Genomic DNA, 22,399 nt, shown 5'->3' with positions numbered 1-22,399 from the left:
CGACAATGGACGACGATCGTGGACAGCCGCACTCTACCGGCGTGACTGCGCGCCCCCACGGAGCGAGTCCCTTGACCGACTCGGCTCACACACGGTAAAAGGGCACGTTCTGGCTGGCTGGCTAGCCGCGGCCTAGCGCCGGCATCGGGGCACTCGGGGCGGTCGAGGCATTCGGGGCGGTTGGCCGCGACCGGCCGTCGGCGCCGAGCAGATTCCGGACGATGACGCGTAGCTCGGCCCGCAGCTCATCGGTGGGCACGTCGGCGAGGGCCTCGGCGGACATCAGCAGTCCCGCCCCGACCGCGCCCAGGGCGGCGGACAACCGCAGGCGGCGTGCCATGGGCACGCGCGGGTCGGCCAACAGCCGGCGGAGCCGGTCCTCCAGGTCCTGAGTCGCCGCGTGGGCCCGTCGGTGCTGCTCGTTGTCGTGCAGCCGCTCCAGCGCGTCGTGGTTGCGCAGGTGGAAGACGACGAGTATCCGGTTGTCGAGCAACAGGTCGATGACCTCGTCGAACAGGCGCAGCCAGTCGCCGGGGCTGGCCGCGTCCGGGGCGGCGCCCGCCAGGGCGTCCAGGTCGAGCCCCGCCAGCGCGTCCCGGCCGAGCTCGTGCAGCCGCAGGTGCAGCGCCAGCAGGAGATCGTCCTTGCTGGCGAAGTGGTAGTAGAGCGCCGCCTTCGAGAAGTTCATCCGCTCGGCGATCTCGCGCAGCGAGGTCTTCTCATAGCCCACTGTCGCGAACAGCTCCTGCGCGACATCCAGGATCTGCTCGCGCGTGCTCTTCTCCCCCGCGGGGCGCGCCGGCGGCCTAGCCATTACTCGATGTTACCTGTCGGCCGGCCGACAGGCCGCGTTCACATCGAACTAACTTGACGGCCGGCAGGTTTCTGCATCTACTTACCGTGCGACAGGTAAGATCCTACCGACAGGGGGACCGGAGTGGTCCAGACGATCATCGAGGCCGAGGGCCTCAGCAAGCGCTACGGCGAGACGCAGGCGCTCGCCGGCATCGACCTGAGCGTGCCGGCCGGGACCATCCTCGGCGTGCTGGGCCCGAACGGGGCCGGCAAGAGCACCGCCGTCCGGATCCTCACCACGCTCGCCAGGCCGACCGGCGGCTGGGCGCGGGTCGCCGGCCACGACGTGGTCACCGAGGCCGGCGAGGTCCGCCGCCGGATCGGCGTCACCGCCCAGGACGCGACCCTCGACGAGGCCCTCTCCGGCCGGCAGAACCTGCGGATGATCGCGGAGCTGTCCGGCCTGCGCCGCGCCGACGGCGCCAGCCGGGCGACGGAGCTGCTCGACCGGTTCGAGCTGGCGCACGCCGCGGACCGGCCGGTACGCGGCTACTCCGGCGGCATGCGCCGCCGGCTCGACCTGGCCGCGAGCCTGGTCGCGAACCCGCCGGTGCTCTTCCTCGACGAGCCGACGACCGGTCTCGACCCGACCAGCCGGGCCCGCATGTGGGAGGTCATCCGCGAGCTGGTCGAGCGCGGCACCACCCTGCTGCTCACCACGCAGTACCTCGAGGAGGCGGACGCGCTGGCCGACCGGATCGTCGTGATCGACCACGGCCGGATCATCGCGAACGGCGCCCCGAGCGAGCTCAAGGCGGCGGTCGGCGGCACCCGGCTGGAGGTGACGCTCACCGGGCCGCACGACGGCGCGGTCGGCGCGCTCGCGCCGCTGGTCGCCGGCCTGGTCGACGTCAGCTCCGACGGGCGCCAGCTGCGCGCGGCGGTCCCCGCCGGGTCCGGGGTGGCGACCGCGGTGATCCGCGCGCTCGACGCCGTCGGCGCCGTCGTCGACGACGTCGCGGTGCACCCCCCGTCGCTCGACGACGTCTTCTTCGCGCTCACCGGCGCCGACAGCCCGGCGGCGGGCCGGCAGGCCGCCGGCGCCGGGCCCGTGGCCCCGCCGCGGCTCCCGTCCCAGGCGTCCGGCACCGGGCCCGCCGCCACGCCCGACGCCGTGCCCGCCGCCCACTCCGACCACCTGCATGGAGCGTTGTGATGTCCCAGCTCGCGCCGCCGCTCGGCGCCCCCGTGTCCCCCGCGGACTCCTTCGGCGGGCCGGCCCGCGTCGCCCCGGGCAGCCGGGCGCTGCGAGACGTGATCGTTCTCACCCGGCGCAACCTGGTCCACGTCGCCCGTGAGCCCCTGCAACTGTCCGACGTGCTCATCCAACCGGTGCTGTTCACCCTGCTGTTCGTCTACGTGATCGGTGGCGGGGTGAGCGTGGCCGGCGGTTCCTACAAGGAGTTCGCGGTCGCCGGCCTGCTCACGCTGAACCTCACGACCGCGGCGATCGGAACCGCGGTCGGAATCACCACCGACCTGAAGACGGGCGCGATCGACCGGTTCCGGGCGCTGCCGATCTGGCGGGCGGCGGTGCTGGTGGGCCGCTCCCTGTCGGACCTGCTGGCGGCCGCGCTGTGCATGACGATGGTGGTGCTCACGGGGCTCGCCATCGGCTGGCGGCCGCACGCGTCGGTGCTCGAGTTCGTGGCCGCGCTGGCCATCCCGTTGCTGTTCGCCTACGCGCTCAGCTGGGCCACGGCGTGCCTCGGCCTGGTCAGCGACGGCCCGGAAAGCGCGCAGGGCATCGGCCTGGTGATCCTCTTCCCGGTGGCGTTCGTCTCCAACGCGATGGTGCCGACCGCGGGCATGCCGGCCTTCGTGCGGGCGATCGCCGAGTGGAACCCGGTCAGCGCGGTCACCGCGGCCACCCGGGACCTGCTGGGCAACCCGAACCCGTCGGCCCTGTCCGATGCCTGGCCCATGCAGCACCCAGTGGCCGCGGCGCTGCTGTGGTCGGTCGCGATCCTGGCCGTGGCCGCCCCGCTCGCGGTCCGGCTCTACCGCCGCCGCACCACCGACTAATGACCCGTACCGGGTCGGCGTGCGGCAGGCCGAGCGGGTTCGGGCACATCGGAGGGCGTCGCGCGATCGGCGCCGGTAGCTTCCCTGGGACGGAACGGGCCGGTGGGCCTCGCCGGCCCGTTCGCCCGCCCATCCAGCCGCCTCGGCGCCGACGACAGGACGGACCATGAGCGAGATCCGTTACGAGGTCACCGACGGCGTGGCCGTCGTGACGCTGGACGCGCCGGCCCGGCGCAACGCCCTCACGCTGGAGATGGCGGCGCAGCTCGTCGCGGCGCTCGACGAGGCGGACGCCGACGACCGGGTCGGCGCGGTCGTCATCGGCGGCGGCGCGTCCTTCTGCGCGGGCGCCGAGCGGTCCATCCTGGCGGCCGCCGGCACGGACCCGGCCGACGATGTGCACTTCAGGGCACTCGAGACGATCTACAAGGCGTTCATGCGGGTCGGCGAGGTCCGCACCCCGACGATCGCCGCGATCCGCGGGGCGGCGGTCGGCGCGGGCATGAACCTCGCACTCGCGCCCGACCTGCGCGTCGTCGCGCGCGACGCCCGGCTGATGTCCGGATTCCTCCGGATCGGCCTGCACCCGGGCGGCGGCCACTTCCCGCTGCTCGAGCGGACCGCCGGCCGGGAGGCGGCCGCCGCGATGGGCCTGTTCGGCGCCGCGGTCGACGGGACGCGGGCGGTCGAGCTCGGGATGGCCTGGGCCGCCGTCGACGACGCCGACGTCGACGCGACCGCCTTCGACCTCGCCGCGCGGGCGGGGGCCGATCCCGAGCTGTCCCGGCGCACCGTGGCCTCGTTCCGCCGGGAGACCGGCGTCCCGGGCGTCACGTGGGAGGTCGGCGTCGAGGTCGAGCGCTCCCCTCAGATGTGGTCGCTGCGGCGCCGGGACGCCGCCGCGAAGGCCCCGGTGTCCTGACGCGGCCAGCCGCCCGGGCGGCCACCCCCGCGGCCGTGGTTTGGGCCCCGGCGGGGAGGGTGACGCTGGGTAGATGACGGAATCGGTCCAGGTGGCCACGCCCGGCTGGCTCGCCGGCGACGACGGGCACCGGTTGCTGACCAGCTACCTCAACCAGCAGCTCGTCGACTCGGCGGCGGCGCTGCGGCTGGCACGCCGGATGGCGGGTCTGTACCACGACTCGGCGTTCGGCGTGGTGCTCACCGGGATCTCGACCGAGCTGGCACAGGACCGGGCTTCGGTGCGCGCGCTGATGGAGCGGCTCGGGATCTCGGTGAGCCGCTACCGGGCCGCCCTCGGCCTGTTCGTCGACACGGCCGGCCGGCTGACCCCGACCGGCCAGCTGCTCGCCCGGTCACCGCTGCGCCCCGCGCTGGAGCTGGAGACCCTGCGGCTCGCGGTCGAACGCAAGTGGACGGTCTGGACGACGCTGCGGGCGCTCGCCGAGCAGGACCGCCGGCTCGACGCCGGCCGGCTCGACGCGCTGGTCCACCGCGCCCGCCGGCAGGCCGACACCCTCGACGAGCTGCGCCTCGAGGTCGCCCGCGCCGCCCTCAGCTCCCGTACCCGCGCGGGCGTCGGCGCGGCCGACGACACCGAGCCCGACACCGACCCCGACGCCGCGCCCGCCTAACCCACCGCCGGCTCGACTGCGTCGACCGGCTCGACCGCGTCGACGAGGCCCCACCGCAGCGCGGTGGCGGCGTCGAGGAAGGCCCCGGTCAGGACCATCCAGGCGGCGCGGCGCCGGCCGATCCGCCGCGTCACGCTGACGGTGCCGCCGGCGCCCGGCACGAGGCCCAGGCGCAGCTCCGGCAGCTGGATGGCGACGTCCGGCGCGGCCACGACCCGGTCGGCGAAGGCGGGGATCTCGATACCGGCGCCGACGCAGGCGCCGTGGATGCGCGCGACGACGCGGTGGGGGCAGCGAAGGATCTCCGCGCCGGCGCTGGCCCCCGTCCGGACGAGGTGCGCCTGGGCCAGGTCCGGGGCGGTACCGAACTGGGTGAGGTCACCGCCCGCGCCGAACGCCGGCCCGGCGGCCGTGAGCGTCACCTCGGCGAGGGTGTCGTCGGCCGAGGCCGCGCGCAGCGCGGCGACGAGCGCGTCGCGGGTGGCGGTGTCGTAGGCGTTGCGGGCCTCCGGCCGGTTGAACGTCAGCACGAGCCGGTCGCCGTCGCGACGGGTGAGCAGCGGCCGGGCGCTGGGCCGGTGGGCACGCGCATGGCGCGCGGCGAGCCAGCGGGCGAAGTCGGCGCCGGCCAGCAGCGCCGAGTACGCCAGTGACTCGGCGACCAGCCCGTCCAGCGGCTCGAGCCGCTCGGACATCCGCAGCAGCCCGGCGAGAGCCACGGAGGCCTCCGGATGCTGGCCGACCGCCCGGACCAGCGCGTCCGCGGCCTCGTCGGGGTCGCCGCCGGGCGCGAGCACCTCGGGCAGCAGCACGTCGAGCCCGTCCGCGGCGGGCGGCACTGGCGGGCCGCCGCGTCCGCCCGTTCGCCCGCCAACGCCGTCCGGCCCGCCAAGGCCGTCCGGCCCGCCTGGCCCATCAGCTCCGGGGCCGACGCCGACGAGCACGAGCGGCGGGCGGCGAGCCACGAGCGCCGTGAGCTCGTCCGGGCGCGCGCCGGCCAGATCGACGAGAAGGATCGGCGCGCGGAACACGTCGGCGAGGTCGGCCGGCGCCAGCGACCTCACCAGGTCGAGCGCCGTCCCCGCCGGCAGCGCCTGCGCGCCCAGGGCCGCGGTCACCGCAATACCGTAAGCCCAGGTGGATGGGACTCGGGAGGCGGTGACGATGGTGGCGAGCGGGACGCGGGCGGCCCTGCCGGCCGTGCTCACCGACTGGGCCGCCGACCTGCGCGCGGGCCGGATCGACGCCGCCGGCTGGGAACACGGCGTCGAACCGGGCTGGGCGGCGAGCGGGGCGATGGCGCTGACCGGGCACCCGGACGGGCCACCGCTCGGGCTGACCGTTCCGCTCGTCGCCCGGCTGGACGCCGCGCTCGCGGTCATCCGGACACTCGCGGCCGAGCTCGGCCACCCGCTCACGGCGTCGGACGGCTCGGACCGGCGCCCGGTCGCCGGCGCGGGGCGGCCGGGCGCCGAGTATCCGGCGGCGTCGAGCACCGCCACGCCCCCTGGCGCTCCGGCGAGCGCCGGACAGCTGCTCGGCGAACGGGCCGCCGCGCTCGGGCTCACCAGGGGTGGGCTCCTCTCCCCTGGCCGGGCGGCCCGGCTGGTCCGGGCGTCCGACGGCTGGCTGGCGGTCAACCTGGCTCGGATCGACGACGTCGACCTGCTGCCGGCCTGGCTGGAGCGCGACGACCTCGCGCCGGCCGACGACGACCATGCCGACGAAAACCGCCCCGCCGAGGCGCGCCCGGTCACCGAGCGGAGCGGCCCCGGCCCACGGGCCGGCGACCCCCGCCCAGCCGGCGGCCCCGGCCCGGCCGGGGACGGCGGCCAGCCGGCGAGCCGCGCCATCGGGACGGTCCGTCCCTGGAGCGCGATCGCGGCCGCCGTCGCCGACCGGGCGGCCGCGGCGCTCGTCGAGCGGGCCGAGCTGCTCGGGCTGCCGGTCGCCCTGGTCGTCGACCCGGCGAGGGCGGCGGCCGACGAGCAGGCGCTGGCCCGCGGCCAGCGGTTCCCGTTCGCGCCGTTCCTGGTCGACGGCCGCCCGCCCGACGCCGTCACGGGCCGGGGCGAGGCCGGCGCCCAGCGCGGGCCACGCGACGGGTTCACCGTCGTCGACCTGTCCTCGCTGTGGGCGGGGCCACTGTGCGCGCATCTGCTGGGGCTGGCGGGCGGCCGGGTGGTCAAGGTGGAGGGTGCCGGCCGGCTCGACGGCGCCCGCCAGGGGCCGGCGGCGTTCTACGACCTGCTGCACGCCGGACACGCGAGCGTCGTCGTCGACCTGCGCTCCGCCGGCGGCCGGGCCGAGCTCGTCCGGCTGATCCAGCGCGCGGACGTCGTCCTTGAGGCGTCCCGCCCACGCGCGCTCGACCAGCTGGGCATCGACCCCGCCGCCATGATCGCCCGCAACCCGCGCCTGACCTGGGTCAGCATCACCGGTCACGGCAGGACCGGGCCGTGGCGGCAGCGCCCGGCCTTCGGCGACGACGCGGCGGCCGCCGCGGGCGCCGTCGCCGTCGACGCGGCGGGCCGCCCCGTCTTCCTCGCCGACGCGGTCGCCGACCCGGTCACCGGCGTCCTCGCCGCCGCGGCGGCGCTCGCGAGCCTGCTCGCCGGCGGCGGCCACCACGTCGACATCGCCTTGCGCGAGGCGGTCGGCTCGCTGCTCGCCGGCCGGCCGGCCCTGCCGGAGCGCGACCCGACGGCCCGGCCCGCCCTCCGGGGGCAGCCGCCGCTCGCCGTCGCTGCGCCCCGGATGCGGGTACCCGCCGCGCAGGCCTTCCCGCCCGGTCACGACAACGCCCGGCTGCTCGCCGGCCCGGCCGCCGGCGGGTCGTCATGCTGATCGTCGACGCGGAGATCGACGGACGGGGCGGCCAGGCGGTTCGGGTCGACGGCGGGCTCGTCACAGCCGTGGGTGACGGCCGCGACCGCGAGGACCTTCGGCCGCGGCCAGGCGAGGAGGTGGTCGACGCCCGGGGCGGGATGTTGCTGCCCGGCCTGCACGACCACCACATCCACCTGCTGGCGCTCGCCGCGCTGGCCTCGTCGGTGCCCGTCGGCCCGCCGGCGGTGCGCACCGAGGCGGAGCTGGCGCGCGCGCTGCGGGCCGCCGCCGCGGCCACGCCGCCCGGAGGCTGGGTACGCGCGGTCGGCTACCACGAGTCCGTCGCCGGGGATCTCGACCGCCACGCGCTCGACCGGATCGTCGCCGACGTCCCGGCGCGGGTGCAGCACCGGTCCGGCGCGCTGTGGGTGCTCAACTCGGCCGCCCTCGCCGCGCTGCGCGCCGCGGCCGGACGTGGCGCCACGGGACCCGGCGCCACGGGACCCGGCGCCGCTGGCGGGCCCTGGCGGGCCGCCGAAGACCAGCCGTCCGCTCACGGCTCGTCGCCCGCGGACGGCCTGTCGCCCGCGGACGGTGGGTTGCCCCCGGACGGTCGGCTGTTCCGGTCGGATGCGCGGCTTGGCCAGTTGCTCGCCCTGGCCGGAGCCGAGGGCAGGGTGCGGCCGGTGGACCTCGCCGTTGTCGGCGCCCGGCTGGCGAGCTACGGCGTCACCGGGCTCACCGACGCCACCGCCACCACCGGCCCGGCGCAACTCGCGACCCTGCGCGCGGCCCTCGCCGACGGCTCCCTCCCCCAGCGACTCCGGCTGACCGGCCCGGCTCATCTCACCGCCGGATCTGTGGTCGGGTGGGATTTTCCGGCCCATGACCCGGAGAATCCCACCCGATCATGGACAGCACGCGACACCGCCGACCCCTCGGCTGGACTGGTCGCCGGGGCGTCGCGGTTGGCGTTCGGACCGGTGAAGATCGTGCTGGACGACGACCCGCCGGTGGACCTCGACGAGGTGGCCGCGACGGTGCGCGCGGCCAGGTCGCGGGGACGGCGGGTGGCGGTCCACTGCGTGACCCGGGTCCAGCTGGCGCTGGCGCTGGCCGCGCTGGACGCGGGCGGCGGCGCGCGGCCCGGCGACCGGATCGAGCACGCGGCCGTCCTGCCGCCCGACCTGGCCGAGGCGGTCGCGGCGGCCGGTCTCACCGTGGTCACCCAGCCGCACTTCGTCGCCGAGCGCGGCGACGCCTACCTCGCCGACGTCGACCCGGACGATCTGCCGTGGCTGTACCGGTGCGCCGGCGTGCTCGCCGCTGGCATCCCGCTCGCCGCCGGCACGGACGCCCCGTTCGGCGGCGACGATCCGTGGGCGTCGATGCGCGCGGCGGTCCACCGCCGGGCCCCGTCCGGCGCGGTCCTCGGCCCGGGCGAGGCGCTGGACCCGGCCAGGGCGCTAGCGCTGTACCTGGGCGGCCTCGACGACCCGGGCGGCCCGCCCCGCCGGCTCGTGCCCGGCGCCGCCGCCGACCTCTGCCTGCTCGCCGAGCCTCGCCGGGCAGTGCTCTCGCGCCTCGACCCCGGTCCCGCCGCCCTCACCGTGGTCGCCGGCACCGTCGTCCACCGCGCCGGCTGAAGCCGGGCCGCCGGGGAACCGCGCCCCGAAGCCAGGCACCACGATCCGAACCGAGGCACCGGGACCCGAACCGCCGCGCCGCGGGTCGGGTCCCGGTGCCTCGACGGCCGCCCCGGCCCGCCGCGCCGCCCGCGCGCTGGATCCGCCGAGGCGCGCGGCGCCGCCCGCCCGAGATTAGGCGCCGTTGTGCCTATTACCGGACGGCCCGCTGCCAGACACCTGCCGGCAACGTAAAGTCCACGGCATGGTCAACGGATTCGGCGCGGGGTCCGTCGCCCACCGGCTGAGCGCCCTGGGCACGCAGCTGGTCGGCACGGTGGGGGTGTCGCGGCCGGACCCGGCCACTGTCGCCGGACGGCCAGGCGGTCTCGCCGCCCGCGCGGCGCGGGCACGCGCGGCGGCCCGGGACGGGCACCGCCGGTTCGTCCGGCTCGTCGACCCGCCGGGGCCGCATGGCCGGGCGACCGAGGTCGACACGTTGTCGGGGGCGCTGCGCCGGTTCCTGGACCATCCGCGCCCGCCGGTGCTGCTCGGCGTCGTCGGGGCGCTCGGCGCGGCCCGGGCGGTGCGTGGCGACTTCCGCGCCTCCGACGCCGTGGTCGCGGTCGGCGCCGCCGCCGCGCAGCCGTTCGTCGAGTGGTCCCTCCACCGGTACGTGCTGCACGCGACGCCGGAGAGCCGCCTCGGGAGCGCCACCTACCGGGGCGCCGGCTGGGGCCACGCCCAGCACCACCGGGACCCGGCGAACCTGAACTCGATGTTCCTGCGGGCGCAGGAGGTGCTCGTCGGCGGCGCGGTCGCGCTCGCCGCGGGCGCGGCCGGCTCGCCCCGGCTCGCCACCGGGATGTTCTGCGTCGGCGCCGCGGTGCTGGCCTACGACTGGACCCACTTCCTGATCCACACCGGCTACCAGCCGCGCTCCGAGCTGTACCGCCGGGCGTGGCGCGGGCACCGGCTGCACCACTACCGCAACGAGCACTACTGGCTGGGCGTCACCAGCCCGGTCGCCGACCTCGTGCTGCGCACCAGCCCCGCTCGGGACGCCGTGCCGGTGTCGACCACCGCCGTCCGCCCCGAGGCCCGCCCGGCCTGACGCCGTCGCCGGCGGGCCGCCGGCGACGGCTCGGCCACGCGCGGGCCGGTCTCAGCCGCGGCGCATCTTGCGGAAGTCCCAGCTGACGACCCTCTCGGGGACGAGCTTCAGCCAGGCGTGGCCGCCGTCGTAGAAGAACTTCCCGTTCGCGTACTTGTCGCCGAACAGCTTCTCGGGCGTGGTGAGCAGGTCGGCGGCCGCCGGGTCACCGGTGCGCGGCACCTCGCCCACGACCTCGACCCGCCCGGTGAGCTCCACGCCGTGCAACTCGCCGAAGTCGTGGCCCGCGTCGATGAGGACCGACACCCGCGGGTCACGGGCCAGATCCGTCCAGCGCTGGCTCCTGCCGACGCTGTTCAGCCACAGCGCCGTGCCGTCCCAGACGAACCACAGGGCCGACGTGTGCGGCGCACCGTCGGCACCGACCGTCGAGACCCGGCAGGTGCGCGCGTCGAGCAGGAACGCGTCGACCTCCTCCGGGGACATCGCGATCCGCTTGCCGCGTCGCTGCTGACTCGTCGCGCCCTCGAGGCTCATCCCGCCGTGGTCCCTTCGTCGTCCCAGCTGACCGGTCCCGACCCGCCGGCTTCGGGGGTCGCGGACCACGCCTGACACTAGTGTCAGGAGCCACCGGGCGCCCGAACTGGACGCCGTCCGTCCGTTTGCCCACGGCCTCGGCGGTCGCCCGGCCCAGTGAGCCTCGATCCGCCGACCGGTAGCCGCCCTCTCGGGATTCGTGGCGTCACGAGTGACCGGCGAGATGGGCCACCCAGAGGTCTTCCACCGGCCAGCGGCTGGCCCACTCGGCGGAGGCGACGTCGTAGTGCGGATGGTCGGCGGCGCCGTCCGGCGCGTACAGCTCGTGCAGGGCGTCGACCACGAAGCCGTGGGCGCGCAGGATCCGGATCCAGTCGCCGTGGCCCGGGTGGAACTCGACGCCACCGTCGAGGAGCTCCTGCCGGTACATGGCGCGCTGCGCCCGCAGCAGGCGGTCGCCCGCGAGGCCCGGCTCGTCCGGCACGCACAGCGCCGCCTGCACGCTGTTGGTGAGGAAGACGAGCCGGCCGCCGGGCCGGAGCAGCCGGGCCGCCTCGGCCACCCAGCGCTCCGGCTCGCACCACAGGCTCGCCCCGTACTCGGACAGCGCCAGGTCGAACCCGGCGTCGGGCAGCGGCACCGCGGCGGCGTCCGCCTCGACGAGCGGGAACTCCAACCCGAACCGCCGCTGGCAGCGCAGCGCCGTCGCGAGCTGGGCCGGCGTCACGTCCACGCCGACCGGTCGCGCGCCGCGCCGCGCGAGCCAGGCCGAGAAGTAGGCGGTGCCGCAGCCCAGCTCGACAACGTCGAGACCCGCGACCTCTCCGAGCACGCCCAGCTCCCGGTCCGGCACCCCGAAGATTCCCCAGCTGATCTCCTCCTCCGCCCAGGCCCGGTCGGCGGCGCCGTCGGTGTACTTGGCGTTCGTCTGGGTCCACAACTCCCGGTTGGCCACCGCGTCGCCGCCCACGGACGACGAAGGACTGCTGGGCACTCGGCCACCACCTTCGGTGCGCGGGCGCGGACAGCCGCCGGTCGACCGGCGCGAGGACGTCCGCCCTGCCCGGCCAGGGACGGACCAGGTGAATTCTCCCGGACCACCCTCAGCCGTCCTCGCGGGCCGCCTGCCGCAGGTCCGCCAGCCAGCCAGGAATCTGGTCCCAGCCGAGCACCTCCCACACGAGCCGGTACTGGACCCGTCCGTCCACGTCCACCCTGACCTCGTGCGGGACCGCGGTTCTGCCATCGCCCAGCGGCGGGCACACCGCGCAGGTCACCACCGGCGCCTCGCCGGGCCGCCTGTCGCGCAGCAGGCCGGCCACGGCGAGCGCGAGCGCCGTCCGCCCGGGTGACACCCCCACCGGGCAGACCACGACGGAGCGCACATACGCCAGCCGCGCCATGCTGAGCGCCACTCGAGCCAGCTCACCCCGGTGCAGTTCCACGAAGTGCAGGTCGGCCCGCACTCCGCCGACGACCGACCGCGACCGCCGGTCGACCAGCCGGCCCGAACGGCTCATCGCCATCTCCGGCGCGCGCTGCAGCAGCAGCCCCGCCCGGTCCGGGAGCGCCAGGTTCGTCAGCCTGGTGTGCCCGGATCCCAGGGTGTCGCCGGTGTCCGGCATGACGATCCGCGCCGCGGTGCCCATCCCCGTCCTCTCCTTCGTCCGTCCATCGGACATCCGTCCATCGGATCCAGCTGTCTGTCGGATCCCGGCCGGCGGCGCCTGACCCCAGGCCACGCCGGCCAGAGCGGTCAGCGAAACAGCGACCGCCAAGGCCGCGTGGGCCCGTCCTGCGCCGCCGATGGCCAGAAGAAGGCCGCGCCCAGGTCCTCCTCGGCGTCGTCCTGGGCTTCGTCCTCGTCCTGGGCTTCGGCGTCCTCCTGGGCTTCGGCGTCCTCCTGGGCTTCGGCGTCGTCCTGGGCGTCCCAAGCGTCCTCGTCCTCGCCGTCGGCGGCGGCGCCCGCGGTCACGAGCGCCGCGGGGTCGCGCCCGCGCCCGGCCGTCTGCTCCTGGCCGTACCTCTGTTCCTGGTTCTCCATGGCTGTTCCTGGTTCTCCATGGCTTCTCCTGACGCTCCCACCACTGCCGTAGCCAACAGTGTTGCACCCATCAGTCTTAGCGTCCGCGGCGTGGAGAGCTTCGTGACCATCGGCTACCTGATGAGGCGGCTGAAAGTGTCCCGAACCCGGGCTTATCAACTCACCAGGCGCCGCAACTTCCCGGTCCCAGCCGGCACCGCCGACCACATGCGCATCTGGCGCAAGGCGGACATCGACTCATGGCTGGCCGTCCACCGTCCCGACGCCCTCCCCGAGGACGCGAGCGGCGACGAGGGCGACGAGGCAGACGCCGACCACCCCTAGCGCCGCGCCTGGCGACGTTCACCCCGTCGCTCCCCCGCCCTCCGCGGGTGGCGCGCCCGACGCGCCGGTCAGAACGCGCGCCCCGGACCGCGCCACCGTCGCCCCTTCGCCGGTGCCGGCCGACGGCGCGGCCCGGGACTGGTCGAGACCTGGCCGAGGTGGCGCCAGCCCGCCCGGACCAACGAGCTCCCGGCCCGCCCGCGGCCGTCGCCCTGGAAGCCCACGCCCGCCCGGAGCCTTTCCGCCCGGGCCAGGGCTGTGGCGGCCGTTCGCTCGCCAACCTAAGATCCGACAATGTATATTGAAAACGATATTCAACACGAGTCGCGGGGCGCGGAGCACGCGCCTTTCCCCGAGAACCGGCCGCCACCCCGGGGCCGCCGCTCCGCGTCGGCGCGGACGGGCCTCGGCTGGCGAGGCGGGCAGGCAAGAGCGTGCGCCATGTCGCGCGCGAGTGACAGAATGCGCCAGTTCTGACTAGTCGTCAGAACACTTCCTCTCCGGGACGCTCTGGCGCCCCGGACGGACCCTCGGGCGAGTGCCGGGAGCCGCGTGCGCGCGGAACGCGGCCGCGCAGCTCATGGAAGGACGGCGGGCATGGTCAGCACACGGGCGGCGCTCCTGTTCGGACCCGGACAGGACTACAAGATCGAGACGGTCGAGCTGGACGAGCCGCGGGCGGGCGAGGTCCTCGTCCAGATGAAGGCGACCGGCCTGTGTCACTCCGACGAGCACGCCCGCACCGGCGACATGCCGATGCCGCATTACCCGGTGATCTGCGGCCATGAGGGTGCCGCCGAGGTCGTCGCGGTCGGCGAGGGTGTCACGTCGGTCGCGCCGGGCGACCATGTGGCGATGTCGTTCATCCCGTCCTGCGGGGTGTGTCCGCCCTGCCGGAGCGGCCGGGCCTACATCTGCGACCTCGGCGCGAAGCTGTTCGACCTCGGAATGATCACCGACGGCCGGGTGGCCCACCGGTACGGGGACGAACCGGTCGCCCGTTACAGCCAGCTCGGCACGTTCTCCGAGTACCAGCTGCTGGCCGAGTCGAGCGTCGTCAAGGTCGACCGGGACATCCCGTGGACCGCGGTCGCGCTGGTCTCCTGCGGGGTGGCCACCGGATTCGGCTCGGTCGTCAACCGCGCCGAGGTCAAGGCCGGCGACACGGTCGCGGTCCTCGGCGTCGGTGGCATCGGGATCAACGCCGTCCAGGGCGCGAAGATCGCCGGAGCGAGCCGGATCATCGCCGTCGACCCGGTCGAGTTCAAGCGCGAGCAGGCGGTGCGCTTCGGCGCGACGCACACCTTCGCCTCCCTCGACGAGGCGATCGCGGGCGTCGGCGGGCTCACCGCCGGCCGGATGTGCGACGCGGTGATCTGCACCTTCGGCGTGATGCTCGGCAACCTGCTGGAGCCGGCGCTCACCCTTACCGCCAAGGGCGGCACCTGTGTGATCACGTCGGTCGCGCCGATGGTGCAGGCGCAGGCCGACGTCAACCTGTTCATGCTCGCGATGATGAACAAGGACGTCCGCGGCTGCCTGTATGGCTCGCAGAGCCCGCGGGTGCAGATCCCGAGGCTGCTCGACCTGTACCGCGCCGGGATTCTCAAGATCGACGAGCTGGTCACCAAGACCTACAGCCTCGACCAGGTCAACGAGGGGTACGCCGACCTGGAAGCGGGCCGCATCGTGCGCGGCGCGCTGGTCTACTAGCCCGCCCCGCCCCGGCCGAGGGCATCGGTCCGGCGGGCCCACCAGGCGTCGACGGCCGCGGGCCGTCAGCCAGGGCACGGCCCGCCGGGCGGGGACCCGCCGCCGCTGACTGTGCCGGTTCTTCACCGACGGGAGAGTTGAGGACGCCGATGGCTGCGCCAAGACCCTTGGAAGGCTCGACGGCCCTGGTCACCGGGGGCGGTAGCGGTATCGGGCTCGCGGTCGCGAAGAAGCTCGCGGCCGACGGGTCGAACGTGCTGATCTGCGGACGGACCGAGAGCCGCCTCACCGACGCGGCGAAGCAGCTCGAGGCGGTCGCCGCGGCCGGCGCCGAGATCCGCTACGTCGTCGCCGACGTGACCGTCGAGGACGACGTCGCCGGCGCGGTCGACGCCGCCTGCGCGATCACCGGCGGGCTCGACGCGGTCGTCGCCGTCGCCGGCGGCAACACCGCCATGGGCCCGCTGACCCAGATCGACGTCGCCAAGTGGCGCGAGACGATGGACCTCAACGTCACCGGCACACTTCTGGCCATCAAGTACGGCGCCCGGCCGATGGCCCGCGCCGGACGCGGATCCATCGTCGGCGTCTCGTCGATCGCCGCCAGCAACACCCACCGCTGGTTCGGTCCCTACGGCGTGTCCAAGGCCGGCGTCGACCACCTGTGCCAGCTCGCCGCCGACGAGCTGGGCGCGAGCGGGGTCCGGGTCAACTGCGTGCGTCCCGGGCTGATCCGCACCGACCTGGTCGAGGCCATCTTCACCACGCCCGAGGTACTCGAGGACTACCGGCGGTGCACCCCGCTGGGGCGGCCCGGCGAGCCGGAGGAGGTCGCCGACCTGATCCGTTTCCTGGTCGGCCCCGAGTCGAGGTGGCTCACCGGCCAGGTGATCAATATCGACGGCGGGCACTGCCTGCGCCGCGGACCCGACTTCTCGCCGCTGCTCGGGCCGTTGTTCGGCGCCGACGGATTGCGCGGCCTCGTCGCCGAGAAGGGCTGACATGACCGCCGGTAACGCCCTGAGCGGCGTCCACCCGGACGGCGCCGGCATCGACGCCCGCCAGGTGGTCCTGCCACCGCTGCACCCGTTCGTCGCGATGGACGTGTCGACGCTGCTGGCGGACCGGGTACGCCTGCGCGGCGACCACCCGTTCCTGATCTGGGACCCGCCGGAAGGGCTGGCAGCGACCTGGACCTACGCCGAGTTCGCCCGCGACGTCGCGGCGACCGCCGCCGGGCTCGCCGCCCGCGGCGTCAGGCCGGGCGACGCGGTGATCCTGCACCTGGACAACAGCCCCGCCTTCCTGCACGTCTGGTTCGCCTGTGCCCGTCTCGGCGCGATCGCCGTCGACGTGAACACCCGCTACGTCGAGGACGAGCTGGCCCACGCGATCGGCCTCACCGGCGCCGTCGGCATCGTCACCGACGCCCGCCTCGGCCTCGCCGACAGCGCGACGGTCGCCCGGCTCGGCTGGCGCGTCCTGCTCGACCCGGAGACCGGGCTGGTCCCGGACCTGCGCGCCGACCCGGCGACGCTCGCCCCGCGCCCGGCGGACCCGGCCACCCCGCTGTCCGTGCAGCTGACCTCCGGCACCACCGCCCGGCCGAAGGCCGTCCTCTACACCCATGCCAACGCGCTGTGGGCGGCCCGCACCGGCTCCGCGCACTGGAAGCTGCGCCCGGACGACCGGATGTTCGTGTTCGCGCCGCTGTTCCACACCCACGCGCTGACCTGGCAGCTGCTGCCGACCCTGTGGGTCGGCGGCACGGTCGTCCTGGTGCCGAAGTGGTCCACCAGCCGGTTCTGGGACACCTCGATCCGGCACGGATGCACGGTCAGCGGCATGGTCGGCGTCATGATCCAGGTCCTGCCCCGGATGCCGGTGCCCGAGCACACCTACCGCAGCTGGATCTTCGGCCTGGAGATGCCGCCACTCGAGCAGTTGTTCAGGCTGCGGCTGTTCAGCGCCTGGGGCATGACCGAGGTGGTCACCACCGTCATCGTCGGCGAGCCGGACGCTCCGGAGGCGCAACCCGGCGCGATCGGCCGGCCGGCGCCCGGCTACGACGTGCGCATCCGGCTCGCCGACGACCGGGACGTCGGCTTCGGCGAGACCGGCGAGCTGCGGGTGGGCGGCGTGCGCGGCCTGTCGCTGTTCGCCGGCTACCTCGGCGATGCTGCCGCCACCTCCGCTGCTTTCGACGCCGACGGCTACTTCCGGACCGGCGACGAGGTGACGCTGCTGCCCACCGGGGCGGTCCGCTTCGCCAGCCGGTCCAAGGACATGCTCAAGGTCAGCGGCGAGAACGTGGCCGCCGCCGAGATCGAGCGGGTCGTCAACCAGGTGCCCGGGGTGGCGGAGTCCGGGGTCGTGGCCCAGCCGGACCCGGTCCGCCAGGAGGTCCCGGTCGCCTTCGTCACGCTCGCCGAGCCGGCGCCGGCCGATCTGGAGGCGTTGAAGGAGCGGATCGTCGAGCAGTGCCGGGGGTCGCTCGCGGACTTCAAGGTGCCGCGCGCGGTGTACATCGTCGACGCGCTGCCCCGCGCGACCCTCGAGAAGGTCGCCAAGGCGACGCTGCGCGAGTGGGCGCTCGAACGCCTGGAGCAGACAGCCCCGGCCACCGCCGGCTGACCACGCGGGCGGACGGTCCTGGCCGGGTGTCGTGGGCCGCTCGCGGAAGCCCAGCTCGGGGCCGGCCCGGCAGGCGGCGCGGGACCGGGGCGGCGGCGGACGCGCCGTATGGCCCTCGCCGAGGGTCATACGGCGGTTGAGGTCGCCACAGAATGGAGTTTCGCGATTCGCGGAACTATATTTTGCTCATGGCGACGACCAGTGCTCAGACCGGCCGTGCGGCGCGGCACACTGGCGGGGTGGACTGGGAACAGATGCCCGGCTCGGTGAAGGCCGCGGTCGACCGGGCGCTGGGGCGCGCGCAGCAGGACGCGATCGACGAGATCGAGCAGATCCTCGACGCCGCGATGCGCGTCGTGGAGCGGGTGGCCCCCGCCGAGCCGCGCGTGTCCGACATCGTCGCCGAGGCCGGCACGTCCAACCAGACCTTCTACCGGTACTTCGCCGGCAAGAACGACCTGCTGCACGCCGTCATGGAACGCGGCATCCTGCGCACCCGCTCCTACCTGCGCCACCAGATGGCCAAGCACGCCGACCCGGTCGACCAGGTCGCCGCCTGGGTCGAGGGCCTGCTCGCGCCCGTCGCCCGCCCGGACCCCACGCGCAAGGACGCCGCGCTGTCCCGCCTGTCCGTCACCGGCCTCGCGCAGCCCGGCCGCGCCGTCCTCGACGACCAGCTCGGCGACCTGTTGATCGCCCCCTTCGCCGCCGCCGGCCGGGTCCACCCCGAGCTGGACGCGCGGGTCGTCCAGTACGCCGTGATCGGCGCGCTCGCCCGCCACGTCGTCGCGGGCACGGTCCCCACCGAGACCGAGTGCCGCCACCTGATCGAGTTCTGCGCCGCCGTCGCCGGCCCCGCCGACCGGCCCGACGCGAAGGCCCCGGCCCCCACAGGCCTCAAGGCCGCCGGCTAGCCCGCGGGCGGCACGCCCACGGCACCTTCACGGACCTTGCGGACGGATCCCGAAACGCGCCGATCCACGCACACATCCGGTGATCTCCAGCCCGCCCCCGCCCGGCCTGGACCGTAGATCACCAGATGTGTCCGGAACTCGGGGACAAAGCGGACATGATTCGCCGAACCGCGCACAGAACCGATGGTCAAGGAGACGGTCAAGGCCACTGCCGACCCATGATCGGCGGATGTGTGCACGGATCGGCGTTCCGGGTTCCGCGAACAAGATCTGCGAGAGGGATCCAGGGCCGCTGGAAAGCTCTGGCGGACGCCCTGCGCTCGACGAGCGCTTACCAGAGCCTCTGAAATTTGGCAAGTGGTCTCGATGTGGCACCGCCGCCAGTTTCGGATATTTCGCCCATATCTTGATCGCCATGCCCAGTGGTGAACACGAGTCGCCCATCGCGCTCGTCAGAGAGGACCCTGACCTGGTCGCCACACTGCTCACGCGGCACTTCGGTCTCAAGGTGCCTGGCTTCCACCATGCCCGGCCGCATCCCACCGACGTTCAGATCCTGGAACCGCGCAGCTTCCGGGCCGACGGCATGACCGTGCTCTGCGACGCGGCCGACAAGGCCAAGGCCGCGGCCGTCCTGGAGGTGCAACGCGCCTGGGACGCCGGCAAGAAGTGGACCATGCCCCTCTACGTCGCCGCGTTGCAGGCCGAGCTGCTGGTCCCGGTGGCGCTCCTGCTCTACTGTCCGGACAAGGTGATCGCCGGGCGGTATGAGCGCATGTTCGCCACCGGCGGGCTGGTGCTTCGGCTGCGGCCGTTCATCTTCACACCGGACGACGTCCCGCTCGTCGTCGACAGCAAGCTCGCCCAGGAGCGACCATCCGAAGCGGTCCTCGCGACGCTGTGCCACAGCAACGACGCCGACATTGATACCGCCTTCCCTGCCCTCGTCGAGATGCTGCGCACGGTCAGCCCCAGGAAGGCCAACGCTTACCATGAGATGATCGTGATGGGCCTGTCTCCGGATGCCCGAGCACGTTGGGAGCTCTTCATGACCAGCACCATCGGCACTGAGTACCGCAGCAACTTCCTCCGCCAGGCCTGGTCCGACGGCAAGGCAGAGGGCAAGGTCGAAGGCAAGGCAGAAGGCGAGGCCGAGAGCGTGCTTGCCGTGCTCGCGGCGCGCGCCGTCCATGTACCCGAGACGGCTCGCGAGCGCATCCAGGCCTGCGCCGACCTCGATCAGCTCGGTATCTGGCTCCGCCGCGCCGCCACCGCCACCGCCATCGACGACGTCCTCTCCTAGGGAGGACGACATCCCAACCGGCTCGTGCGCCCTCGCGCTGTAGCCGGAAGCGCGCGGACGGCCGGCGCGGAGTGTCCGTGCCGGCCGTCGGGGCGGTGCCTACGCCAGGCGGGTCGTCAGGAGGCCTGGTCGGCCACCAGCTGGGCCACCTGGTTGCGCAGCAGCTTGCCGGTGGGGGTGTAGGGGAGCTCGTCGAGGAAGACGACCTCGTCGGGGGTGCGGGAGCCGCGCAGGCGGGCGCGGACGTAGTCGCGCAGTTCCTCCACCGTCGCCGCCTCGTCGTCCAGCGTGACGACGGCCGCGACGATCTTCTGGCCCCACACGTCGTCGGGCGCTCCGAAGACGGCGACGTCGCGCAGCTTCGGGTGCCGGCCGAGGACGTCCTCGATCTCGGCGGGGGCGATGTTCTCGCCGCCGCGGATGATGGTGTCGTCGCTGCGGCCGGTGATGAAGACGTAGCCGTCGGCGTCGAGGTAGGCGCCGTCCTTGGTCGGGAACCAGCCTTCCTCGTCAAGCACCGAGCCCAGGCCCTCGTACTCGCCGGAGACCTGCTCGCCACGCACCCACAGCAGGCCGGGCTCGCCGACGCCGACCAGGTTGCCGGCCTCGTCCCGGATCTGGAACTCCACCCCGGGCACCGGCCGCCCGGCCGAGCCGAGGCGGGCACGCACCGCCGGGTCGTCGCTGGCGAACGCCGCGCGGTGGTCATCCGGGCCGAGGACGGCGATCGTCGAGCTGGTCTCCGTCAGGCCATAGGCGTTCACGAAGCCGGTGTCCGGAAACGCGGCGAGCGCGGCCTCGAGCACCTGGCCGGGCATCCGGGCGCCGCCGTAGGCGATCGAGCGCAGGTACGGGGTGTCCGCGGGCTTGCCGCCGAGCACCTCGACGACGCGCACCAGCATCGTCGGCACCAGCATCACGTTGCTGATCCGCTCGGCGCGGACCAGGTCCAGCCAGATCTGCGCGTCGAAGTTCGGCAGGTAGCACACCCGGCGGCCGGAGTAGAAGTTCGTCAGCACCGTGCCGACGCCCGCGATGTGGTAGGGCGGGACGCTCACCAGGATCGCGTCGTCCTCCTCGGCGGAGGCGAACTCGACCGTCTGCAGCACGTAGGAGATCAGGTTCGAGTGCCGCAGGATGACCCGCTTGGGCGCGGACGTGGTGCCGCTGGTGAACAGCAGGACGCCGGTCGCGTCGGGGTCGACGTCCGGCGGGTCCAGGTCGGCGAACGGGTCCGCGTCGGGTGCCGGCGTGGCGGTGGCGGCGAACCACTCCTCGGTGGTCACGACGCCGGCGACCCCCTCGACGTCGGCGACCGCGTCGCGGTAGACCTCGTCGGCGATGACCAGCGCGGCGCCCAGCTGGGCGATCTGGCCGCGCAGCTGGTCAGCGGACAGCCGGTAGTTCAGCGGCGCGATCGGCACCCCGGCCGAGGCGGCGGAGAACAGGACGACGGGAAACGCCGGCCCGTTGACACCGATGAAAGCGATACGCTCGGCTCCGGAAGCCTTGATCGCGGCGGCGCCGGCGGCCACCCGGGCGCCGACCTCCTCGTACGACAGCCCGCCGCCGGAACGCGAGCCCAGGGCGATTCGCTCCCCATACGCACCGCGGGCCATGTCCAGCAGCATCGCGATCGTCATCCATACTCCCGCTCGTCAAGGGCCACAGACAAGCCAACGCCGTCGGCTCCGGGCATCGGTGGTAAGACGCTTGCATCTTGCGGTCGGCCAGTGCAACCGTTGGCAATGATCGTCACAGGCCCGGGTCCGGCGGGTCCGCGGGCGCGAGGCAGATCGAGGTTCTATGGCACGGACCAGGGCACCGAGGGGCGACGGCCGCGTGATCGCCGCGCGCCCACCCGGATGCCGGGGCCCACGCGGCCGACACGTGCCGGCTGGTAGCGGGCATGGCCAACCTCACCCGCCCGCCACCGCACTGGGCGCTAGAATTCGGTTTCATATTGACCTTCGGCCGCCACTCCTGGCGAGTAGCGAGACCGCATCTTGCAGCATTCGGTATCGCTTTTACGCCACATGAGAATGTGATTCCATGGCGCCCGAGCCACATCATCCCGCGAAGGAGCTGCCCATGTCGGTCGACGTCGAACGGCGCGGACCGGTCACCATCGTCACGATCAACCGGCCGAACGCCGGGAACTCGCTCGACGGCGCGACCATGACCGGGATCGGCTACGCCTTCGAGGAGGCCGCGAAGGACAACGACGTCCGCGCGCTGATCCTCACCGCGGCCGGCGAAAGGATCTTCTGCGCCGGCATGGACCTCAAGGCGTTCATGACCCCGGGCGCCATGGACGTGCAGGGCCCCGGGCTCGGCATCTTCATGCGACAGACCTACCCCAAGCCGGTCATCGCGGCGGTCAACGGCACCGCGGTCGGCGGCGGCTTCGAGCTGGCGCTGTTCTGCGACCTGATCGTCGCCGCCGAGACCGCCAAGTTCGGGCTGCCGGAGGTCAGCCGCGGCCTCGTCGCGGCCGGCGGCGGCACCCGGCTGCCGACCCGCGTGCCGCTCTCGTTCGCGCTCGAGCTGGGCCTGACCGGCAAGCCGGTCCTGGCCTCCCGCCTCTACGAGGTGGGCCTGGTCAGCCGGGTCGTGCCGGCGGCCGACGTGCTGACGACCGCGCTCGAGCTCGCGGAGGCGATCGCGGACAACGGCCCGCTCGCCGTCCAGTGCACCAAGGCACTGATGGTCGGCGAGGTCCCCGCGGGCGACTGGGACGCCATCGGCAAGGCCGTCGCGCCGGTCTTCGCCAGTGAGGACGCCAAGGAGGGCGCGACCGCGTTCGCGCAGAAGCGCAAGCCCAACTGGGTCGGCCGCTGACCCACACCGTGGGCTCTGCCCCCGTCGTCCCGCGCGGGTCCGCGAC

At 74.3% G+C, this 22,399-nt stretch carries 21 protein-coding genes; 14 read left to right on the top strand and 7 right to left on the bottom strand.

Annotation, left to right across the window (positions count from 1 at the left end; all coding sequences use genetic code 11):
- Positions 1-121: 121 nt before the first annotated feature.
- On the bottom strand, positions 122-814 hold the full coding sequence (locus I6A81_RS24960) for a TetR/AcrR family transcriptional regulator (protein ID WP_203006573.1): 693 nt from the start codon (positions 812-814) through the stop codon (positions 122-124).
- 123 nt (positions 815-937) lie between these two features.
- On the opposite strand from I6A81_RS24960, the gene I6A81_RS24955 reads away from it, so the two are divergent.
- The 4 genes from I6A81_RS24955 to I6A81_RS24940 all read left to right on the top strand — a co-directional run bounded on the left by I6A81_RS24955 (position 938) and on the right by I6A81_RS24940 (position 4,475).
- Positions 938-2,011, top strand: coding sequence for an ATP-binding cassette domain-containing protein (locus I6A81_RS24955; protein ID WP_203006574.1), 1,074 nt, complete (start codon positions 938-940; stop codon positions 2,009-2,011).
- Positions 2,011-2,880, top strand: a complete 870-nt coding sequence (locus tag I6A81_RS24950; RefSeq protein WP_203006575.1) for an ABC transporter permease — start codon at positions 2,011-2,013, stop codon at positions 2,878-2,880. Before I6A81_RS24955 ends, I6A81_RS24950 begins: the two co-directional genes overlap by 1 nt.
- 166 nt (positions 2,881-3,046) lie before the next feature.
- Entirely contained in the window at positions 3,047-3,802 is a 756-nt protein-coding gene (locus tag I6A81_RS24945) for an enoyl-CoA hydratase-related protein (protein ID WP_203006576.1), read from the top strand.
- A 73-nt stretch (positions 3,803-3,875) separates the two neighbouring features.
- Entirely contained in the window at positions 3,876-4,475 is a 600-nt protein-coding gene (locus tag I6A81_RS24940; protein WP_203006577.1) for an adenine nucleotide alpha hydrolase family protein, read from the top strand.
- Here I6A81_RS24940 and I6A81_RS24935 read toward each other — a convergent pair.
- Complete coding sequence (locus I6A81_RS24935; RefSeq protein ID WP_203006578.1) at positions 4,472-5,593, bottom strand: enoyl-CoA hydratase/isomerase family protein; 1,122 nt, start codon at positions 5,591-5,593, stop codon at positions 4,472-4,474. The two genes, I6A81_RS24940 and I6A81_RS24935, sit on opposite strands and share 4 nt — an antisense overlap.
- 19 nt (positions 5,594-5,612) lie before the next feature.
- Here I6A81_RS24935 and I6A81_RS24930 point away from each other — a divergent pair, with 19 nt between their 5' ends.
- The 3 genes from I6A81_RS24930 (at position 5,613) to I6A81_RS24920 (ending at position 10,043) form a co-directional block, all read left to right on the top strand.
- Complete coding sequence (locus I6A81_RS24930; protein ID WP_203010319.1) at positions 5,613-7,322, top strand: CoA transferase; 1,710 nt, start codon at positions 5,613-5,615, stop codon at positions 7,320-7,322.
- The gene (locus I6A81_RS24925; RefSeq protein WP_203006580.1) at positions 7,316-8,950 is read left to right on the top strand and encodes an amidohydrolase family protein; all 1,635 of its coding nucleotides are present in this window, start codon (positions 7,316-7,318) and stop codon (positions 8,948-8,950) included. The genes I6A81_RS24930 and I6A81_RS24925 overlap by 7 nt, the downstream gene beginning before the upstream one ends.
- Positions 8,951-9,194: 244 nt before the next feature.
- The gene (locus I6A81_RS24920) at positions 9,195-10,043 is read left to right on the top strand and encodes a sterol desaturase family protein (RefSeq protein ID WP_203008564.1); all 849 of its coding nucleotides are present in this window, start codon (positions 9,195-9,197) and stop codon (positions 10,041-10,043) included.
- A 51-nt stretch (positions 10,044-10,094) separates the two neighbouring features.
- On the opposite strand, the gene I6A81_RS24915 is transcribed toward I6A81_RS24920, so the two are convergent.
- From I6A81_RS24915 to I6A81_RS24900, 4 genes are all read right to left on the bottom strand, one after another.
- Positions 10,095-10,580, bottom strand: coding sequence for a pyridoxamine 5'-phosphate oxidase family protein (locus I6A81_RS24915; protein ID WP_203008447.1), 486 nt, complete (start codon positions 10,578-10,580; stop codon positions 10,095-10,097).
- A gap of 205 nt (positions 10,581-10,785) precedes the next feature.
- Positions 10,786-11,574, bottom strand: coding sequence for a class I SAM-dependent methyltransferase (locus I6A81_RS24910; protein ID WP_203008449.1), 789 nt, complete (start codon positions 11,572-11,574; stop codon positions 10,786-10,788).
- A gap of 109 nt (positions 11,575-11,683) precedes the next feature.
- A complete protein-coding gene (locus I6A81_RS24905) occupies positions 11,684-12,229 on the bottom strand; it encodes a hypothetical protein (RefSeq protein ID WP_238438685.1) in 546 nt (181 codons plus the stop codon).
- Between the two features lie 107 nt (positions 12,230-12,336).
- A complete protein-coding gene (locus I6A81_RS24900; protein WP_203007099.1) occupies positions 12,337-12,624 on the bottom strand; it encodes a hypothetical protein in 288 nt (95 codons plus the stop codon).
- Positions 12,625-12,714: 90 nt separating this feature from the next.
- On the opposite strand from I6A81_RS24900, the gene I6A81_RS24895 reads away from it, so the two are divergent.
- The 6 genes from I6A81_RS24895 (at position 12,715) to I6A81_RS24870 (ending at position 19,512) form a co-directional block, all read left to right on the top strand.
- Complete coding sequence (locus I6A81_RS24895; protein WP_307874891.1) at positions 12,715-12,948, top strand: helix-turn-helix transcriptional regulator; 234 nt, start codon at positions 12,715-12,717, stop codon at positions 12,946-12,948.
- Positions 12,949-13,545: 597 nt separating this feature from the next.
- Positions 13,546-14,661: an NDMA-dependent alcohol dehydrogenase gene (locus tag I6A81_RS24890; RefSeq protein ID WP_203007100.1), complete on the top strand. Its 1,116-nt coding sequence runs from the start codon at positions 13,546-13,548 to the stop codon at positions 14,659-14,661.
- Between the two features lie 149 nt (positions 14,662-14,810).
- Positions 14,811-15,662, top strand: a complete 852-nt coding sequence (locus I6A81_RS24885; protein WP_203007101.1) for an SDR family oxidoreductase — start codon at positions 14,811-14,813, stop codon at positions 15,660-15,662.
- A gap of 1 nt (position 15,663) precedes the next feature.
- Positions 15,664-17,295, top strand: coding sequence for an AMP-binding protein (locus I6A81_RS24880; RefSeq protein ID WP_238430836.1), 1,632 nt, complete (start codon positions 15,664-15,666; stop codon positions 17,293-17,295).
- A 188-nt stretch (positions 17,296-17,483) separates the two neighbouring features.
- Entirely contained in the window at positions 17,484-18,209 is a 726-nt protein-coding gene (locus I6A81_RS24875; RefSeq protein WP_203007102.1) for a TetR/AcrR family transcriptional regulator, read from the top strand.
- A 229-nt stretch (positions 18,210-18,438) separates the two neighbouring features.
- The gene (locus I6A81_RS24870; RefSeq protein ID WP_238438413.1) at positions 18,439-19,512 is read left to right on the top strand and encodes a hypothetical protein; all 1,074 of its coding nucleotides are present in this window, start codon (positions 18,439-18,441) and stop codon (positions 19,510-19,512) included.
- A 116-nt stretch (positions 19,513-19,628) separates the two neighbouring features.
- Here I6A81_RS24870 and I6A81_RS24865 read toward each other — a convergent pair whose 3' ends face one another.
- A complete protein-coding gene (locus I6A81_RS24865) occupies positions 19,629-21,155 on the bottom strand; it encodes a class I adenylate-forming enzyme family protein (protein WP_203007103.1) in 1,527 nt (508 codons plus the stop codon).
- Between the two features lie 448 nt (positions 21,156-21,603).
- On the opposite strand from I6A81_RS24865, the gene I6A81_RS24860 reads away from it, so the two are divergent.
- Positions 21,604-22,353, top strand: a complete 750-nt coding sequence (locus I6A81_RS24860; RefSeq protein ID WP_203007104.1) for an enoyl-CoA hydratase-related protein — start codon at positions 21,604-21,606, stop codon at positions 22,351-22,353.
- Positions 22,354-22,399 lie beyond the last annotated feature (46 nt).

It is taken from the genome of Frankia nepalensis, assembly GCF_016786325.1.
GTDB lineage: Bacteria > Actinomycetota > Actinomycetes > Frankiales > Frankiaceae > Pseudofrankia > Pseudofrankia nepalensis.
The sequence above is the reverse complement of the archived record's forward strand: the minus strand, read 5'-3'. Positions and strand labels throughout refer to the sequence as shown.

Excerpts from the sequence above, each read along its gene's own strand:
- I6A81_RS24960 (WP_203006573.1), bottom strand. The coding sequence starts at position 814 with ATGGCTAGGCCGCCGGCGCGCCCCGCGGGGGAGAAGAGCACGCGCGAG.
- I6A81_RS24950 (WP_203006575.1), top strand. The coding sequence starts at position 2,011 with ATGTCCCAGCTCGCGCCGCCGCTCGGCGCCCCCGTGTCCCCCGCGGAC.
- I6A81_RS24945 (WP_203006576.1), top strand. The coding sequence starts at position 3,047 with ATGAGCGAGATCCGTTACGAGGTCACCGACGGCGTGGCCGTCGTGACG.
- I6A81_RS24940 (WP_203006577.1), top strand. The coding sequence starts at position 3,876 with ATGACGGAATCGGTCCAGGTGGCCACGCCCGGCTGGCTCGCCGGCGAC.
- I6A81_RS24925 (WP_203006580.1), top strand. The coding sequence starts at position 7,316 with ATGCTGATCGTCGACGCGGAGATCGACGGACGGGGCGGCCAGGCGGTT.
- I6A81_RS24920 (WP_203008564.1), top strand. The coding sequence starts at position 9,195 with ATGGTCAACGGATTCGGCGCGGGGTCCGTCGCCCACCGGCTGAGCGCC.
- I6A81_RS24915 (WP_203008447.1), bottom strand. The coding sequence starts at position 10,580 with ATGAGCCTCGAGGGCGCGACGAGTCAGCAGCGACGCGGCAAGCGGATC.
- I6A81_RS24905 (WP_238438685.1), bottom strand. The coding sequence starts at position 12,229 with ATGGGCACCGCGGCGCGGATCGTCATGCCGGACACCGGCGACACCCTG.
- I6A81_RS24900 (WP_203007099.1), bottom strand. The coding sequence starts at position 12,624 with ATGGAGAACCAGGAACAGAGGTACGGCCAGGAGCAGACGGCCGGGCGC.
- I6A81_RS24890 (WP_203007100.1), top strand. The coding sequence starts at position 13,546 with ATGGTCAGCACACGGGCGGCGCTCCTGTTCGGACCCGGACAGGACTAC.
- I6A81_RS24885 (WP_203007101.1), top strand. The coding sequence starts at position 14,811 with ATGGCTGCGCCAAGACCCTTGGAAGGCTCGACGGCCCTGGTCACCGGG.
- I6A81_RS24880 (WP_238430836.1), top strand. The coding sequence starts at position 15,664 with ATGACCGCCGGTAACGCCCTGAGCGGCGTCCACCCGGACGGCGCCGGC.
- I6A81_RS24875 (WP_203007102.1), top strand. The coding sequence starts at position 17,484 with ATGGCGACGACCAGTGCTCAGACCGGCCGTGCGGCGCGGCACACTGGC.
- I6A81_RS24870 (WP_238438413.1), top strand. The coding sequence starts at position 18,439 with ATGTGTGCACGGATCGGCGTTCCGGGTTCCGCGAACAAGATCTGCGAG.
- I6A81_RS24865 (WP_203007103.1), bottom strand. The coding sequence starts at position 21,155 with ATGACGATCGCGATGCTGCTGGACATGGCCCGCGGTGCGTATGGGGAG.
- I6A81_RS24860 (WP_203007104.1), top strand. The coding sequence starts at position 21,604 with ATGTCGGTCGACGTCGAACGGCGCGGACCGGTCACCATCGTCACGATC.